A 16,988-nucleotide genomic window follows, 5' to 3' on the forward strand; every position below is an offset into this window, starting at 1 on the left:
GAGGAGCCCCGATGCAGGGGAGTCTGCCCGTCGACGCCGACGAGGGCTTTCCGCAGTCCTTCCGGCTGCGCTTCGGCGAGCGCGTCTACCGGATCGAGCTGTACGTCAACGCCGCCGAGGAGACGGTGGCCGCGGGCGGCGTGCTCGACCTGCTCGGCGGCGGCCCGTTCCTCGTGATCACCGTGGCCCGCGAGGAGCCCGGCGGACTCGTCCCCCTGCTGCGCCGCAAGGCGGTCCGCGGTCTGCCCTGCGAGGCCGGCGAGCTCCGGCTCGTCTTCCGGGAGGCCCGCGTGGACGTCCGCAACCTCAACGGCACCGGCAGCTACGGCTCGAAGGTCCTCGCGGGGGTGTCTGCCCGATGAGCTTCGCCATCCGCTACGGCCTCACCCTCGACGAGGAGAAGACCCCCGGCAGGCCCGCGGGCCTCCCCGGCGGGGCCGCCGCCGCGGCGCCGGGCCCCCTCTCGGCCCCCACCGTCCCCATCGGTTTCACCAATCTGACCACCCTCCCGCTGACCGTCTCCAACGACGTCTTCGGCGGCTCCCTCGTCCTCGACGCCGACATCACCGTCACCATGGTCGAAGGCGCCGTGGCGAGCACCTTCGAGGTGGTCCTGGTCAACCTGCCCGGCGAAACCGTCAAAACGCTGCGCGACGCCCTCACCCGCCGGCCCCTCGCCGCGACCATCCGGCTCGGCTACTTCGACGACCCCGGCGTCGGCGACCGGCCCGTCATGGCCGGCCGCGTCGTCAAACTGGCCTCCTGGGTCGCCGAGGACGGCCTCGGCCGGGTCCGGCTCACCGGCCAGGACGCCGGCGGCTACGCGCTGCGCACGACCTCCGCCGGCGACCACCGCGCGGACACCGCCACCGCCCTGGAGTTCGCCGAAGGGGTGGTCAACGCCGCCGGACTCACCCTCGCCAAGGGCTCCGCACTGGAGACGCCGCTCACGGACCACACCGTACGCAACCCCACCGCGCTCGGCGCGCTGCGCGAGCTCGCCGACACCGCCCGCGCCCCCGTCGTCATCCGCGACGGAAACGTCCTCATCGGCCCCTCCGTCGGCACCGACGACCCCGCCCCCGTCGCCTTCGACCCGGACGCCAACCTCGTCTCGTACGGCGACGCGCAGGGCGAGGAGACCCTCGTGGTGGCCCCCGGCGAGGAGCGCCCGCCGACCCGGAACTCCCTGAACCTGGTCGTCCTCGGCCACCCCGACCTGCGGGTGGGCCAAGTCGTCACCCTCCGCGGCATCGACGACGCCCCCGCCGGACCGCTGCGCGTCAACCGGCTCACGCACCGCTTCGGCGTACGCACCGGCTACGTGTGCGACGTACAGCTCGTCGCCGCGGCCGCCGGGGAGTTCGTCGAGGCCGTCGACGGGGTCCGGGCCTTCGCCGACCGCGTGGACGCCGGCGCCGAGCGCGCCCTGCTCGCCCGCCCCTCCGTCGACGTCGGCGTGGTCAGCGGCTACCGGGCCGCCGGCCACCAGGTCTCCCTGAGCTACGGGCAGTCCCCGCCGCCCTCCGTGAGCATGCCCAGCGTCACCGGACCGGTGGGCGACGACGTCCTGCTCGACAAACCCGTCGCCGCGCCCTTCGCGTTCGGCCCCTGCGGTCTCATCACCCCCGTCTACCCCGGCATGCGCGCCCTGCTCGCCCACAACCGCAACCTCGTCAACGACGCCGCCGTCGTCGGCTACCTCTGGCCCCGCACCCCCGGCGCCCGGGCCCCCGAGCCCGAACCCGGCGACTACTGGCTCGCCCTGCCCACCGGCACCGGATCCGACGGACAGCCCACGGGACCCGGCGTCAACGACCTCACCGACGCCAAGGGCGGCCGGATCGTCCAGGCCCGCGGCCTGCACATCCTCGTCGGCACGCCGAAGCTCCCCGAGGTAGGCACCCGCCCCACCCCGCCCGACGACGACTCGATCACCATCGAGCACCACACCGGCACCACCATCGAGATCGACCCCGCCGGCGCCGTCACCGTCCGCACGAAGGGAAGCGGGATCAAGCTGACCAACGGGACCGTGAGCCTGTCCCTCGACGGCGCCTCGGTACGGGTGACGTGATGCCCGCAGTCCTCACCACCGCCTCCGTCCTCACGTGCGCCCACGGCGCCGCCGTCCTCACCACCGCCTCGCAGAGCGCGCTGACCGTGGACGGGGCACCCGCCCTGCTCGTCACCGACCTGCTCACCGCGACCGTCCCCGGCTGCCCCAACGTCGACGCCGCGCACGGGCAGGCGCCCTGCGTGCGGATCACCGCGGTCAGCGAGGGCGCCAGCCGCCTGCTCACGGTCAGCGGCACGCCCGTCGCCCTCGCCACCGCGAAGGGCACCACCCAGGCCACCCCCGTCCTCCCCGTCGCCTGGCAGGTCACGGACGCGGGCCAGAGCCTGCTCCGTACGGACTGAGGAGCCGCCAGCCCATGCCACCCCCCGCACCGCTCGAACCCCTCGGCCGCAGCCTGCTGCTGGACGACGGCGACCTCGTCGTCCGCGGCACCGGCCTCGCCGACGTACGCGGACTCGCCAACCTCGTGCAGGCACTGACCGTGCGCCTGCTCACCCCGTACGGCAGCGACCCCTGCGACCACCGCTACGGGCTCAGCGCCGGACAGGCCTTCACCCACCCCGGCGGCACCCGCGTCCTCAAGGACCTGCTGCGCCTGGAGATCGTCCGCACCCTGGCCGCCGACCCGCGGGTGCGGGAGGTCGCCGACGTCGCCTTCACCGAGGACCCCGCCGTCCGGGTCCTGACCGTCCGGGTCCTCGTCGAGGTCCTCGACGGCCGGACCACCGACCTGACCGCCGAAGTGGAGGTGTGAACCATGGCGTACGGCGTGACCCCCGACGGCTTCGTCCTCAAGGGCCTCGACGTGATCCTCGCCGAGAGCAAGGCCCGCACCAGGGCCGCCCTCGGCGCCGATGTCGACCTGTCGCCCACCAGCCCCCTCGGCAAGATCCTGGAAGTGGTCGCCCAGGAGGACGCCGAACTGTGGAAGCGGATGGAGGCCCTCTACTACGGGCAGTTCACCGCCACCGCCGACGGCGCCGCCCTCGAACTGCTCGGCGACGACGCGGGTCTCGCCCGCAACGCCCCCCGTCGCGCCGGAGCCGTCGTGCTCACCCTCACCGGCGGCGTCCCCGGCCGGACCTACGTGCTGCCCGAGGCGACCGTCCTGCTCGGCGGCGGCGCCGGCGGCGACTCCCCGCGGGCCTTCGCCACCACCGCCCCCGTAGAACTGACCGCCGCCGCCCCCACCCGCACCGTACGGGTCCTCGCCGTCGAGCCCGGGGACGCCCCCGTCGCAGCCGCCACCGTGGACGAGGTCCACCCGGCCCACCGCGCCCAGTACCTCGCCGACTGGCCGCCCGCCGCCCTCGTCGTCACCAACCCCGCTCCCTTCGACGAGCTGATCCCCGAGGACGACGACGCCTACCGCGCCCGGATCATCGCCCTCCCGCGCGCCCTGTGGACCGTGGAGAGCGTCCGGCAGGCCGCCCTGTCCGTGCCCGACGTCCTCGACGCCCGCGTCACCGACCCGCTCGGCGGCATCGACGTCTCCCAGGCCTACTTCGGCGGCTTCGACTTCGGCGGCCGCACCTTCAGCGACGAACGCCGCGTCGGTGAGCCCTACTTCGCCGACGTCGCCGTCGCCCACCGCGGCCTGCGCCCCTGGCGCACCCTGCCGGGCCCCGGCTCCGTGACCGGCGTGTACGAACTCGTGGCGGCGGCCGTGGACCGCGTCCGCCCCATCGGCGTCCACGTGAACGTCGTCGAGGCCGACCACATCGACGTCGGCGTCCGCGCCGGGATCGTCCTCGCCGCCGGCTTCGACGGCCCCACCGTCATCGGCCGCATCCGGGCCCGCCTCGCCGCCGACATCGGCCGCCTCCGGCTCGGCGACGACGTCCTCTACGCCCGCGTGATGTGCGCCCTCGCCGAGCAACCCGGCGTCGACGACGTCCGCGGGCTCCATCTGCGACGCTGCCCGCCCGCCTTCGGCCGCTTCGGCTTCGGCGGCGTCCCCTACCAGCTCGGCACCGTCGAGGCCGCCGTCGGCGAATCCCTGGCCATGAGCCCCACCGAGATGGCCGTCTTCGCCGCGGACCCCGCCCTCAGCAGCATCGAGGTGGCCGGCCGATGACCACCCCGCCCGTCGTGTCCGAGCCGCAGTTCGTGTCCGAGCCGCCGGCCGTGTCCGACCCGACCCGCCTCGCCGCCGCCGACATGGCCGCGCGGCTCACCGCGCCCTTCGCCCGGGGCGCCGACCGGCTGCTCCTCGGGGTGCGGGGCACGGACATCGCCCCGTACGACTTCCGGCTGCACACCGACCGGTTCGGCGTCACGCCCCGGCCGCTGTACGTCCTGCAGGCCCGCCGGGACGTCCCCGCCCCGACCACCGTCACCTTCGGCGTACGGGGCGGCCCGGAGCTGTCGCTGCCCCTGCCCGACGGGCTCGCCGGCGGCACCTCCGTCCCGCTCCCGGACGGCACCGGCATCCTCACGGGCATCCGGTCGGGCCTGCCCGGCGCGCAGGAGGAGTGGTGGCGGATCACCGCCCTCCTCGGCACCATGGGACGACTGCTGTGGGCCGTCGGCTGGGAACGCGACCACCTGCGCCGGCAGCTCGCCCGGACCGTCGAACAGCGCTCCGTCGCCCACGCCCACGGCGCCCACCTCGACCGCCACGGCGCGGGCCTCGGCGTCGCCCGCGCCTCCGGCGAGAACGACGACGCCTACCGCCGCCGCCTGGCCGTCGCCCGCCGCTGGACCCTGCCCACCCCCGCCGGGCTCACCGCCGCCCTCAACGACGCCGTCGGCCCGGTCGACGGCGTCGCCGACCCCCTCGTCCTCGACGACACCGGCGGCGAACTGCGCCGGGGAGTCCTGCCGCTGCGGGTCGTCCCCGCCGGACTGCCGCCGGGCCACAGCATCGACACGCTCGGCACCATCGGCACCGACCTGCCCCGGCCCCCCGCCGACGAGGCCTTCCGCCCCGACTTCCTGATCACCCTGTCCCCCTTCGCCGTCGAACCCGCCCCGCTCCCCGGCGTACCCGACCCCATGCGCGCCCAGCCCGTCGTCGCGGCGGCCATCCACCAGCTCAACCTGCTGACCTCCAGGTCCCGCGTGCACGCCGGCTACGACCCGAGCGCCCCCGACGCCCGCGCCACCGGCCGCGCCGTGCTCATCAGCCACGCCACCGTCCCCTCCGAACGCCTCGCCGCCCTCGCCCACTGGGCCGGATTCGCCCTGGTCACCCACCGGGACGACGGGCTCGTCTACGCCGAGTGCGCCCCCGGCGAACTCCTCGGCATGGACACCGCGGGCGGCACCGTCGCGGTCGACGGGACGATCACCCTCTCCGTGCGGCCCGCCGTCCCGCCCCCCGGCTCCCTCGTCCGCTGGTACGTGGTGCCCGGCGGTGCGGGCGGCGGCGTACTCGCCCCGCCGTCCGAGGGCCCGTCCGCGGCGTTCACCGGCAAGGCCCCCGGGCGCGTGATCGTCATCGCCGAACTCCGCCTCGGCTCCCTCACCCTGTCCGCCACCCGCGAGCTGACCGTCCTGCCCGTGACCGTCGCCGACGGCCGGGCGATCGGCGCGGACGGCGCCCCCGACCCGGACCCGCCACCGCCCATGCCGCCCGGCCAGGGCCTCCACCCCGCCTTCCTCGTACGCCACGACGACCCCGCCCACGCCGAGTACGGAACCGACGCCGAGACCCACCGGATGCGCCGGGAGGTCGCCGAACACCTCGACGCCCTGATCGCCCTGCTCCCCTCCTCGGCCACCGGCAAGCTGACCGTGCGCAGGGACCTGGGCGCCACGGCGAGCCCCCTGGCCAAGGAGGCGCGGGAACTGCGCCTCAGCCACCCCGGCCTGCCCGCGGGGAGGCTCGGCGCCCTCGCCCACCAGGCCGGATTCAGCTACGTCCGGGTCGCCGGGGGAGTCGTGACGGTCGCCCAGGAGGACCAGGACCCGGTCCGGGTGAGCGCCCCCGGGCTTTACCTCGGCGGCCTCCCGACCGGCACCACCGTGGCGCTGACCGTGACCCCCGCGCCCGCCGAGACCGGCGCCGCCGCAGTGCTCGGCTGGTCCACCGGCGACGGCGCCGCCGCCCTCCTCACCACCGCGCCGGGCCGGATGTCCGTACGCGGTGAACACCCCGGTCCCGCCTGGGTGCAGGCGTCCTACCGCGTCGGCGACAAGCCCGGCCCCTACCAGTTCACGGTACGGCTGCGCCCCGAACTCACCGGCCACACCCTGCCGCCCGCCACCCGATCCCTGATCGTCAACCTCCTCGACGACCTGCGCCCCCTCGGCGTCGAGGTCGTCACCCGCCCCCTGACCGGAGGGAATCCGTGACCGACATCAGCTTCAGCCCCACCTTCAAACACGTGGCGTGGGTGGACAACCGCGACCGCGTGGCGGCGAGCGGGCAGAACGGCTTCAACGTGCGCTTCGACGCGATCCAGAAGGACCTGGAGAACCTGTCGACGGTGGTGAGGCAGATCGACGTGGGCCTGAAGGCGGCGGGGCAGCGGCCGACGGTCAAGCGGCTGATGTCGCTGGCGCCGGCCTTCACCCCGGTCCAGAACAAGACCGCGTGGGTGCTGAACTCCGACGGCGTGGCGCTGCGGTCGAGCGCCACCGACACGAACCTCTCGGGAATCCTGAGCGTCGCGCCTCCCGACGGCGTTCAGCTGCTCACCCTCCAGGCCACCGGTACGAACGCCGGCAACGGCAGCCTGAAGGTCACCCTCCTGCGCAGCTCGCTGACCGTCATCGGCCCGCCCGAGCAGATCGCCCAGGTGCAGTGCTCCGGTGCCCCCTTCGGCGATCCCCAGCCGGCCCAGCCCGGCAAGGACCGGGTCGACATGTCCCGCTTCCGCTATTTCGTCGACGCGAGCCTCGTCGACGCCACCCCCGGCGGCAGCGTCTTCATCACCAGCGTCCAGCTCTCCTACAACGTCGACTGAACGGAGTTCCCATGCCAGGAAACCTCTACATCCCCGTGACCGGCGCGGACGACGGGACGCAGCGCCCGTGGCCCGCGAACGCGGCCACGCCGCCGTGGGCCGGGGAGAACGTGCGGGTCATCTGCCGCGGGAAGGAGGACGTCAAGGCCTACGCGCAAGTGGACAACACCTTCGTGGTCCGCGTGAAGAACAAGGGCTCCGAGCCCATGCTGAACGTCACGGCCCAGGCGTGGATGTTCGACCCGGGCATCGGGATGGGCCGCCCGGGCGACGCGGTCCACCGGTGCGACACCAACCAGACCGTCCAGAGGGTCGACCCGGGCGCCACGGCCACCTTCCTCATGACACCCCCCTGGCATCCCGAGGCGACGGACCTCGGCGGGGCGTCGGAGAAGCACTTCTGCCTCATGGCCAACGTCTACCAGGTCAACGGCGAGGGCCAGGAGCTGAAGTACACGGACCCGGCCGCCGCACTCGACGTCGACCACAACCAGCATCACGGCCAGTGCAACATCTTGCTTCTGCCCGTCTCGCAGGCACCGCCGGGCGGCGGGGGCACGAACTCGAAGGTGCCCACGACGACCTATCCGCCCCGCGGCGGGGACCCCCAGTACCTGGTCCGCGCCGACCGGGTCACGACGAAGCCCGAGGAGAGCCAGCTCGCCCTCCTCAGGGGCCACCCCGGCGTCGTACCCGGCGGCGGGACGGCTCCCGGCGGTCTGCGCCTGATGACCTCCAAGGGGCCCGTCCCCATCACGGTCAGCTCCGAGACCCCCGGCTTCGACCTGCGCTCCGAACTCGTCCCCGGCCTCGACACGCCCTTCCGCTTCGCCGAGGACCGGCCGAACAAGATCCCCACCGACATCGAGGTACGCCTCCCCGAGAACGCCCCGCTCGGCAGCCTGCACGTCTTCGACCTCGGCCTGTGGACCGAGCGGGGCGACCTGGTCGGCTCCGGGCTGCGCGTCATGCTGCTGGTCACCGAGTAGCCCCGGGCGCCCGGTGACGGAGATCCATGTCCGCGTGCCGGTGAGGATCACCCTCACCGGCGAGCCCGGCCCCGAGGAACTGGCCGCGCTCACCCGACGGCTGACCGCCCTCGTCGCCCGGCGGCTCGCGCAGGCCGAGCGGGAGATCGGGCGCGGGCACCGGACTCCGCCGCGGGCGACGGCGGACAGCACGGGGGTGCGCGAGGCGTACGAGCCCGGCCGGGACGTGGACGAGGGCTACGCGCTGCCCTCCTACGCGGCCGCCGGCCGGCGCACCGGCGTCCCCGTGCGCCGCCCACCGGCGCCCTGGACCGTCGTGGCCACCGTGCGGGCACGGATCGAGGTCGGACGGTTCCTCGACTACGTCGGCGAGGTGCTGGGGCAGCCCTTCCCGCAGGCCGCCCTGTACCGCTCGCTCGCCGGCTCGGCCCGCCCGGTGGACGTCTGGCTGGTACGGCTCGACGAGCCCCGGGCGGCCGGAGCACTGGGGCAGGAGCTGGTGGTCAGGAGCTCCGCCGCGGAGAAGGGGGGCAACACCGAACCGGCCTGGGCGGTCGCCGGCTGGGCCGACGCGCTGCACCGCCTCACCGAGGCCGACGAGAGCGCGGCCGTCGCCGCCCGCATTCCGCGCCTGCCCCCGCGACACGTGGTCTTCGCCGCCATGCGGCTGCCGCGTGTCGGCCTCGCCGACGTCGCCGTCCCCGGCCCCGGCCTCCTGGTGGCGATGACCGTGCGCGAGGCCGGGTTCTGCGTGGACGAGGCCCTCTTCGAACGGGCGACCGGAGTCCCGTGGAGCCGGTACGCCGAGGAGTACGCGAGCGACAGGACGACGGTCTGGACCCAGCCGGCCGTGCTGCGCCCCGCCTCGACCATGGTGCGCACCCCGGCCGGCATCGAGCGGGAGGCCCTGTTCCTGCTGCTCGACCGGCAGGCCGGCGCCGCCCCCGGGCACCGCGAACCCGCCGCCCGCCTGTTCGTCGCCGAGGGGGACGCCCTGCCCGGAGTACCGGAATCCGTGCTGCGGGCGGCCGAGTGGCCGGCCGAACCGGGTGAGCGGGTGCTGTACTGCCGGGCCGAGTTCGACCTCGATCCGCAGACGCTCGGCGCCGCGTTCTTCGGTCCGCAGGCCCGCCGGCTGGCCGCCGGCATCGCCCCGCTCCTCGGGGAGGACGGCTTCGGCGCCGCGCTCGAGACGCTGCTCGACGAGAGCGCCCCGCAGGCAGGCGGCCGGCTCGGCAGCCTCTTCCAGTACGTCCTCACCAGCATCGAACGGCGCGGCAGACTGGGGGAGTTCTTCGAATCCGCCGACGCCACCCGCCGGTTCGCGCTGCGGCTGCGCCTGCTCCGGCAGTGCGAGGCCACCCCGTACGCGCAGCACGAACGGGTACGCGCCCTGCGCGCCGGCCTCGCCCGGGAACGGACGGCGACCACCGCCCACGCCTACACGGTCGGCGGCCCGGGACAGGGGGCCGTCCGCCTCGACCGGCGCTCCGACGGGATGGTGCTCGCCGGACGGCTCCTGGGTGACGCCGACCTCCTCTACCGCAAGACCCTCACCGTCACCCGCCCGAAGCCCGGCAGGGCCGAGGCGCTGCGCACCGCCCTCCTCGCCGAGCGGGAACGGATGGTCGAGGGCATCCTCTCCGGAGGCGACCCGCGCGTCTACGACGACGGCGAGTTCGCCGCCGCGGCCGTCGAGCGGGCGGCGCGGGCGGCCCGGATCACCGCCGACGACTTCGAGGACGCCGAGGTCGAGTACGGCATCCGGCTCCTGGAGGTGTACGCCTCCCAGGAGCAGGGACTGCCCTCCCACGAGGTGCGGTTCGAGGTCGTCTCGCGCGTGGAGGGCCACGGCGCGCAGTGGCAGACCGCCGCGGGACCCCTGCGGGAGCCCGTCGGCGCGTTCGAGGCACGGCTCGTGCAGTGGCGGCTCGGCCGCGCCGGTGAGGCCTACCGGATCGCGGGCTTCGCCGTGGTCGCCGCCGGCGGCCTCGCGCTCGCCTGGGAGGCGGGCGTCGTCGCCTCCCTCGTCCGACTGGGCGGCGGCCTCCGCGCCGTGGGCGTCGGCATCGGCGTCTCGGAGGGCCTGTACCTGCTCAAGATCCTGCTCCGCCAGGAGGAGGCCACCGCCGGGGGCTTCCTCACGGCGGCCGTCGACGGCTACCTCGGCGCCATCGGCTACCGGATCGGCGCGGGCCTCGGCGGCTGGGCCGGCGGCCGGATCGGCACCGCCACCCTGCGCGGCCGGATCGCCTCCTGGATCACCGGCAAGCTGGTCACCGGCGCGGTGGGCGGCGCCGCGGGGGCGGCCCTGGAGACCTTCGCCCACGACATCGTCGACGGACACGGATCCGACATCGACGCGTACGTGGCCGGGATGGGGTTCCAGGCGGTCGTCGGCGTCGTCGCCGCCTTCACCGTCGACCCGTTCCTGCGCGCACTCGTCGCCCGCGCCGGACCGACCCTGGTCAAGGCCGCCCTGCTGACCCGGCTCCTGAGCGGCGAGGGAGTCACGGCCGAACGCTGGGCCGAGTCCATGGCCCTGACCCGGCGGCGGATGGAACAGACCCTGGGCCAGGGCCTCTCGGCGGCGGAGGCGCGGGCCTGGACGCGGGCGCTCGGTGAGCGCGTCGACGAGGCGGCGCACGAGCTCCCCCACGCGCGCCCCACGGGCACCGCCTCGCGCGTTCCCGCGCGCATCACACCGGCGCACGAGACGCCGGCGGCCGCGCCCGTGCCCGCGCCGGACCCCGTACCGCTCCCCGCCGGCGGAGCCGCACGGCCGCGGCCCCGGCCCGCCTCCACGTGGCCGGGCTGGGCCCACCTGAAGGAGGCCTCGCGCACCGACCGGGAAGCGGCCCTGGACCGGCGCTGGTACGAGACGGCGACCCCCGGGGAACTGCGTGCCCGCGAAGCCCGGGACCCCGTGGCCAAGGAGTACCTGGACGAGCAGTGGGGCGGCCCCGGGCGCCCCTACCAGCCCGAACGCCCCACCGACCCCGCCGTACAGCAGCAGCTCCGCGAGGACCTGCGCGCCGCACGCGCCGCCGTCGAGGCCGAGCGGCGCCGCCTGGAGGCGGCCGGGCTTCGGGAGCCCTCCTCCGCCGAGCACGCCGGATTCGCGAGACGGACCACCGCGGCCGGAACGCAGGACGTGCCGCCGACCGCGAAGGCCGCCGCCGGGTACCAGGGCACGGTCGCCGTCGCCCGCTCCGACATCCCCGCCCTCACCGGAGAGCATTTCAGCGGCGGCTCGCCGCGCGCCCTCGGCTCGTACGACGCCGCCCACGACATCCGGCCGCCGGAGAACGTCGTCGTGCCGCAGGCCCACGGCCATGCCGAGCAGGACCTCGGACAGCAGCTCGACGCCCGGCTCGCCCGCCTGACCGAGGCCGAGCGGGCCGCCGCGCACGGACACACCGTGTACATCCGGGTCGACCAGGAGGTCTGCTCCATCTGCGCCGCCGCACTGGGCGGCGGGCCGCGCGCCGGGGTACTCGCCCGGCTCAGCGCCCGCCACCCCGACCTCGTCTTCGAGGTCACCGCCGACGACGTCAGCACGGTCTACCGGATCATCGCCGGAAGGAGGGTGCGGTGAACACCGGCCGTACCGAGCGCCACTTCCACCTGCCCGAGGCGGTCGTCCGGCCCGAGGGGCTCGCCCCGGACACCGCGCGGTTCCTGGAGCTCGCCGTCCGCCGGGCCCTCGCCGACGCCGTACGGGCGGTGGGCGGGCGCCCCGCGCAGCCGCCGCCCCCGGCGCGCGAGGAGCCCCGCGCCGGGGGCGGGACGGCGCCCGAGGACGGCTATCAGGTGCCCAGCTACGACGCCGCGGGCCGCCCGGTCACCGTGCCCCTGCGGCGCGCTCCCCGATGGGGCGGCGATACGGCGGCCGGGGGGCCGTCGGGCGGCCTCGGCCTCGGGGCGGGAGCCGGAACGGGCGGCCGCAACCTCGGCGCAGGCGCAGGCGCAGGCGCAGGCGCAGGACCGGGACCTGGCCCGGGGCGGACGGGCCGGGCCGCCCCCGCGCCGCCGCCCCCGCGCGAGCGGCCCTGGACCCCCGAACGGCTCGCGGCCCTGCGGACCCGCGGCGGCCACCGGTACCGGGACGCGGTGCTCGGGCGGATCTCCGCCGACAGCCTCGTGGTCGGCTCCACCGCCGTGCGGCTCGTGCCCGGGCTCGGCGGCACCGACCACGAGCGGACGATCGCCGTGCGGCTCGGCGCGGGCGCGTTCTACTTCGAGCCGGTCACCGTCGACCGCGTCGGCCTGGCCGCCGCGGGGACGCCCGGCGCCGCCTACGCGGTGCACGGCGTCACCGACGACGGGCGCCGACACGACACGGGGCTGCGCGTCATCACCGAGAACACCCGGTCCGTACCGGCCGGCATCCTCGCGTACACCGCCGACTTCACCACCCTCCGCGAGGTCAGGATCGTCGGCCGCAAGCCCGGAGACGCCAGGGCGGCCGCCGCCGCGATCGCCGCCGCACTCGAACGGGGCCTGGCCTGGGCGCCCGGATCCATCGTCACGGCCACGATGAAGGAGTATCTCCGAGGGCTCGATTTCGACGAACTCATGGCCGCCTTCGAGGAGCTGCGCGCCCTGGGGAAGCTGGGCGATGCCCTCGCCCTCGTCCGCGTGCGGGCGTTCCGGACCTACCTGCGCGAGCGGCGGGTCCCCTGGTCGTTCGTCTTCGGCAACTGGGAGCCCAACGCCGCGGACGGGGTACAGGTGTTCGCCGGCATCCTCTGGGGCGTGGGCGAGTTCGAGTACCAGGCCCTTGAGCTCCTCGGCACGCTCGCCGGCTCGGTCTTCAGCGCGCGTCTCGCCCAGGAACGCAACCAGCTGTGGGCCGCTCTCGTCACCTGCGTCGAACATCCGGTGGTCACCGCGCAGCAGGGCCTGAGCCAACTTGCGGACGCCTTCAAGGAGAAGCTGGACCAGCTGGAGTTCTTCGACGCCGGGCGCATCATCGGACAGCTCGTGATGTCCCTGCTCGCCCTGCCGGAGGCGGTCAAGTCCCTGCCCAGGATCGGCGGGGGCGCCGTCCGCGCGGTGGTCGCGGTCAACCGCATCGGCGTGGCGGTCCTCGACCGGATCGGCCTGCGCCTGCTGGACGTGGTCCGCCTCCTGCTCTCCGAGCGGCCCTCCATGGCCACCACGACGGGGGTCCTGCTGACCGTCGCCGAGGGCGACGACATCCTCGCCGCCGGGGCCGCGGCCAAGGGCACCTCGGTGATCTCCAAGGCCGAGGTCGTGAAGGCACTGGAGGAGGGAGAGCGGTTCTTCACCCCGGCCGAGGTCGAGGAGCTGGCGAAGGTCCTCGACGAGGCGGAGCAGCGGGTACCCGCGACACCACCCGCGGGCGCGGCCGCCGCCGTCCTGAGCGTCGACGTACTGGAGGAACTGGTCGCCCGGGCGATCGCCGAGGTCGGCGCCGACATCCCCTCCCTCGCCGTGCGCGGCACGAATCTGCACTCCGCCTTCTCGCGCCTGGTCCGCCGGCGCTTCCCCGGCAGCGGGCTGACCGTCATCAGCGAGACCAACCTGCGGAACTTCGCGAGGCTGCCCGCCTCGGTCCTCGACATGCCGATCGAGACCTATGTGAAATCCACGCCCGGCCTGGCCGAGCTGGAACAGCAGCTCAGCCCCCTGTTCACCGGCAAGCTCGGCGTGCGCCTGATCGGCGACCTGCGGCCCGACCTCGTCGTGCGGGCCCCCGGCCGGATGGTCGTCTTCGATCTGACGGGAACCCAGAAGATCGAGCACATGGCGAAGAACCTGCTGTACACGCACGTGCTCCGCGAGGCCGGCGAGGCCGCCTTCGTGGGGGAGACGTACTGGCGTCACTTCAGCATGCCCCCCGCCGAGTTCGCCAGGGTGTACAGGAAGCAGATCAAGGCGCACGAGCTCCAGCTGGAGAGGGCGCGCAAGAGGATCCGGGCGCGGCACGGCACGCCGCCGCCGGGCGGGCCCGTCACACCCGAGTGAATCCGCCCCCTGCGGAGGGGCGGACACGAGCGGACAAGGGTGGACAGCCCTCGTCTCCGTGTGGCCTGGAAGGTGGACACCGTCCTGCCGGAATCTTTGATCACGCCGGAGAGCGCACCGCGAGAGCGGCGCCGAAGGCCCCGGCAAGGACCACGACGCACACGGCGTCGCCCCACGGCCCCACACCACAGGAGAATCCGATGAAGCAGCTGCTGTTCCCGAACAACATCCAGTTCTGGTACGAGACCCTGCGGTCGATGAGCCACATCGCCTACGGCGGCGCGGACTTCGGCGAGGTGGTCGCCACCGGTGAGCGGATCACCGAAGGCGACTACGACAGCTGGTACGTGGAGTGGATGGCCACCGCGGACCGTGTGTCGGGCGAGGCGGAGAAGTCGCTGGCGGCCGGTCACCGCGTCAGCGCGCGGGACGGTTTCCTGCGCGCGTCGAACTACTACCGGTCGGCGGAGTTCTTCCTGCACGGTCACACCTGCGACCCGCGCCACGATCACGCCTACGACCGCTCCGTGGCCTGTTTCAGGGCGGCGGCGGCGCTGTTCACCCCGGTCATCGAGCCGGTCGAGATCCCGTACGAGGACACCACCCTGCCCGGCTACTTCTACCGGGTCGACGACTCCGGCACACCCCGGCCGACGCTGATCATGCACAACGGCTTCGACGGCACCGCGGAGGAACTGCACTTCTTCGGGGCGATGGCCGGTGTCGAGCGCGGCTACAACGTGCTGGCCTTCGACGGCCCGGGCATGCCCGGCCCGCGCCACCACCAGGGCCTGGTCTTCCGCCCGGACTGGGAGAACGTCGTCACGCCCGTCGTGGACTTCGCCGAGAACCTCCCCGGGGTCGACGAAAGCCGCATCGCGCTCCTCGGCGTCAGCATGGGCGGCATCCTCGCCCCCCGCGCCGCCGCGTTCGAGCACCGCCTGGCCGCGCTGATCGCCGTGGACGGTCTCTACGACCTCGGCGAGACCTCCGTACGCAACGTCCCCGGCACCCGCGAGGAGGCCGAACGACTCCTGCGCGCCGATTCCGCCCCGGAGATCGACGCCGCCTTCGAGCAGGCCATGGCCAAGGACCCGATCGCGCGCTGGGCGCTCAACCACGGCATGTACGTGATGGGCGTCGAAACCCCCCGGGCCTTCAACGCCTCCTATCTCGACTACACCCTCGCCGACGGCATCGCCGAGCGGATCCAGTGCCCCACCCTCGTGTGCGACGCCGAGGAGGACATGTACTTCAAGGGCCAGCCCGAGCAGCTCTACGAGCACCTGACCTGCCCCAAGACCCTGATGATGTTCACCACGGAAGAGGGCGCCGGCGCCCACTGCCACCCCGGCGCGATGCGCCTGTCCATAGCCCGCATCTACGACTGGCTCGACGACACCCTCGCCACCACGGCCTGACCGTGCCACGGACCCGCGCGGGGACGGCCGTGCCGAGGGGCGGCCGGCCGGCCGCCCCTCGGCACGGCCGTCCTCCGCCTACGGCTCCGCGCACACGTCCAGCGCGCCTCGCGCCAGTCCCCGCAGCCAGGCGTGGGCGGTGTCGGTGTCGTAGCGCTGATGCCATGACAGGTACACCGATGCCGAGGGCAGTTCGAGCGGCAGGGGCAGCATGACGAGGCCCAGGCCGGCCGCCGTGGAGCGTGCGGTGGCTTCGGGGACGCTGATCACCAGATCGGAGTCGCGTGCGAAGGCCAGCGCGGCCGCTTCGGTGGGCGCGGTCGCCACCACGTTGCGGCTGAGGCCGAGCCGGGCGAGGGTCTCGTCGAGCGCGTTGCTGAGATTGCCGCGTCGCGACACGGTGAGGTGCTCGGCCGCCGCGTACCGCTGGGCGGTGAGGGCCCCGTCACGGGTGAGCGGGTGCCCCTGCCTCACGGCGATGACGAGGCGGGTCTCGCCCACCTTCTCGGCAAGGACGTCCGGCGCGTTCGGGCGGCTGGCGTTCGCCTCCAAGTCCACCTCGCCGCGCCGCAACTCGTGCGTGTCGACGCTCGATTCCGCGACGAAACGCAAGCGCACGCCCGGCGCCTGTTCCCGCACGGCCGCGAGCAGTGCGGGCCCACTCGAAGCGACCAGGGAATCGTGCCAGCGAAGCGTGAAAGTGCGCTCCAACGTGGCCAGATCGAGCTCACGGCTCGGTGCCAGTACGCCGTGGACCTGGTGCAGCAGCTCGTGCACCTGAGCCCGGACGGCGATCGCGTACGGCGTCGGGGTCATCGTGCGGCCGGTGCGCACCAGGATCTGATCTCCGGTCGTGCGCCGGATGCGGCCGAGGCTCCGGCTCATCGCGGGGGCGGTGACGTGCAGGCGCGCGGCAGCCCCGGCCACGCTCCCCTCTTCCAGAAGCGCGTCGAGCGCGGTGAGCAGGTTCAGATCCAATTGCATGGGAGTCATCCTAGGCGTGCTTCACATGCAGTTGTGGTTAATGCCGGTGCTCCTTACCGTTGAGGCACAAGCACACGGAGGAACGAGCGGCCAAGCCCGGTTCCCCACCACCAGCCCCTCAGACAGGAGCACCACCATGTCCGAAACGCTCCAGCCCACGGCCTCCTCCTCCACCACCACCACCGCCTCCGACGCCGACCTGCTCGCCCAGACCGTGACGGCTGTGCGTACGGCCGGTGCGGTGCTGCGCGAGCGCTTCGGCGAGGTGGTCCGCTACGAGAGCCGCGAGGAGTTGATGGACGCGCTCGCCGCCAACGACGACGCGGCCCTCGACGTCCTGCGCCCCCGCCTCACGCAACTGCGCCCGGACGCCGGCTGGGTGGAGGACGAGCTGGACGGCGGCGCTTTGCCGCCGGGCGAGTGGTGGGTGGTGGATCCGGCCGAGGGCAACGTCAACCACCTGCACGCGCTGCCGGAGTGGGCGGTCACCGCCACTCTCGTACGGGAGAACCGGCCGGTGCTCACCGTGGTCCACCTGCCGCTGACCGGCGAGACCTACACCGCGCTGACCGGAGCCGGCGCCCACCTCGACGGCCGGCCGCTGCAC

At 74.3% G+C, this 16,988-nt stretch carries 13 protein-coding genes; 12 read left to right on the plus strand and 1 reads right to left on the minus strand.

Translation table 11 applies throughout. The annotated features are described in order from the left end of the window. The first annotated feature begins 11 nt into the window (after window positions 1–11). The 11 genes from ACFYXV_RS20175 to ACFYXV_RS20225 all read left to right on the plus strand — a co-directional run bounded on the left by ACFYXV_RS20175 (window position 12) and on the right by ACFYXV_RS20225 (window position 15,397). Window positions 12–362: a hypothetical protein gene (locus ACFYXV_RS20175; RefSeq protein ID WP_385466226.1), complete on the plus strand. Its 351-nt coding sequence runs from the start codon at window positions 12–14 to the stop codon at window positions 360–362. Next, a complete protein-coding gene (locus ACFYXV_RS20180; RefSeq protein WP_389383656.1) occupies window positions 359–2,077 on the plus strand; it encodes a hypothetical protein in 1,719 nt (572 codons plus the stop codon). Before ACFYXV_RS20175 ends, ACFYXV_RS20180 begins: the two co-directional genes overlap by 4 nt. Next, on the plus strand, window positions 2,077–2,421 hold the full coding sequence (locus ACFYXV_RS20185; RefSeq protein ID WP_385466221.1) for a hypothetical protein: 345 nt from the start codon (window positions 2,077–2,079) through the stop codon (window positions 2,419–2,421). Before ACFYXV_RS20180 ends, ACFYXV_RS20185 begins: the two co-directional genes overlap by 1 nt. 14 nt (window positions 2,422–2,435) lie before the next feature. After that, window positions 2,436–2,834: a hypothetical protein gene (locus ACFYXV_RS20190; RefSeq protein ID WP_389383657.1), complete on the plus strand. Its 399-nt coding sequence runs from the start codon at window positions 2,436–2,438 to the stop codon at window positions 2,832–2,834. 3 nt (window positions 2,835–2,837) lie between these two features. Continuing rightward, window positions 2,838–4,157, plus strand: a complete 1,320-nt coding sequence (locus ACFYXV_RS20195) for a baseplate J/gp47 family protein (protein WP_389383658.1) — start codon at window positions 2,838–2,840, stop codon at window positions 4,155–4,157. Next, entirely contained in the window at window positions 4,154–6,379 is a 2,226-nt protein-coding gene (locus tag ACFYXV_RS20200) for a hypothetical protein (RefSeq protein ID WP_389383659.1), read from the plus strand. Before ACFYXV_RS20195 ends, ACFYXV_RS20200 begins: the two co-directional genes overlap by 4 nt. Next, complete coding sequence (locus tag ACFYXV_RS20205) at window positions 6,376–6,993, plus strand: hypothetical protein (RefSeq protein ID WP_385466209.1); 618 nt, start codon at window positions 6,376–6,378, stop codon at window positions 6,991–6,993. Before ACFYXV_RS20200 ends, ACFYXV_RS20205 begins: the two co-directional genes overlap by 4 nt. A gap of 11 nt (window positions 6,994–7,004) precedes the next feature. Then, window positions 7,005–7,982, plus strand: coding sequence for a hypothetical protein (locus ACFYXV_RS20210; RefSeq protein ID WP_389383660.1), 978 nt, complete (start codon window positions 7,005–7,007; stop codon window positions 7,980–7,982). Window positions 7,983–7,995: 13 nt separating this feature from the next. Then, complete coding sequence (locus ACFYXV_RS20215; RefSeq protein WP_389383661.1) at window positions 7,996–11,580, plus strand: hypothetical protein; 3,585 nt, start codon at window positions 7,996–7,998, stop codon at window positions 11,578–11,580. Next, window positions 11,577–13,976: a hypothetical protein gene (locus tag ACFYXV_RS20220; protein ID WP_389383662.1), complete on the plus strand. Its 2,400-nt coding sequence runs from the start codon at window positions 11,577–11,579 to the stop codon at window positions 13,974–13,976. The genes ACFYXV_RS20215 and ACFYXV_RS20220 overlap by 4 nt, the downstream gene beginning before the upstream one ends. A 200-nt stretch (window positions 13,977–14,176) precedes the next feature. Then, window positions 14,177–15,397, plus strand: a complete 1,221-nt coding sequence (locus ACFYXV_RS20225) for an alpha/beta hydrolase family protein (RefSeq protein WP_389383663.1) — start codon at window positions 14,177–14,179, stop codon at window positions 15,395–15,397. Window positions 15,398–15,475: 78 nt separating this feature from the next. Here ACFYXV_RS20225 and ACFYXV_RS20230 read toward each other — a convergent pair whose 3' ends face one another. Then, the gene (locus ACFYXV_RS20230; RefSeq protein ID WP_389383664.1) at window positions 15,476–16,381 is read right to left on the minus strand and encodes a LysR family transcriptional regulator; all 906 of its coding nucleotides are present in this window, start codon (window positions 16,379–16,381) and stop codon (window positions 15,476–15,478) included. Window positions 16,382–16,517: 136 nt separating this feature from the next. Here ACFYXV_RS20230 and ACFYXV_RS20235 point away from each other — a divergent pair. Continuing rightward, window positions 16,518–16,988: inositol monophosphatase family protein (locus tag ACFYXV_RS20235; RefSeq protein ID WP_389383665.1), on the plus strand; the 471-nt coding region annotated here is incomplete at its 3' end.

Origin of the sequence: Streptomyces sp. NPDC002181 (assembly GCF_042890485.1) — a bacterium.
Taxonomy (GTDB): Bacteria; Actinomycetota; Actinomycetes; order Streptomycetales; family Streptomycetaceae; genus Streptomyces.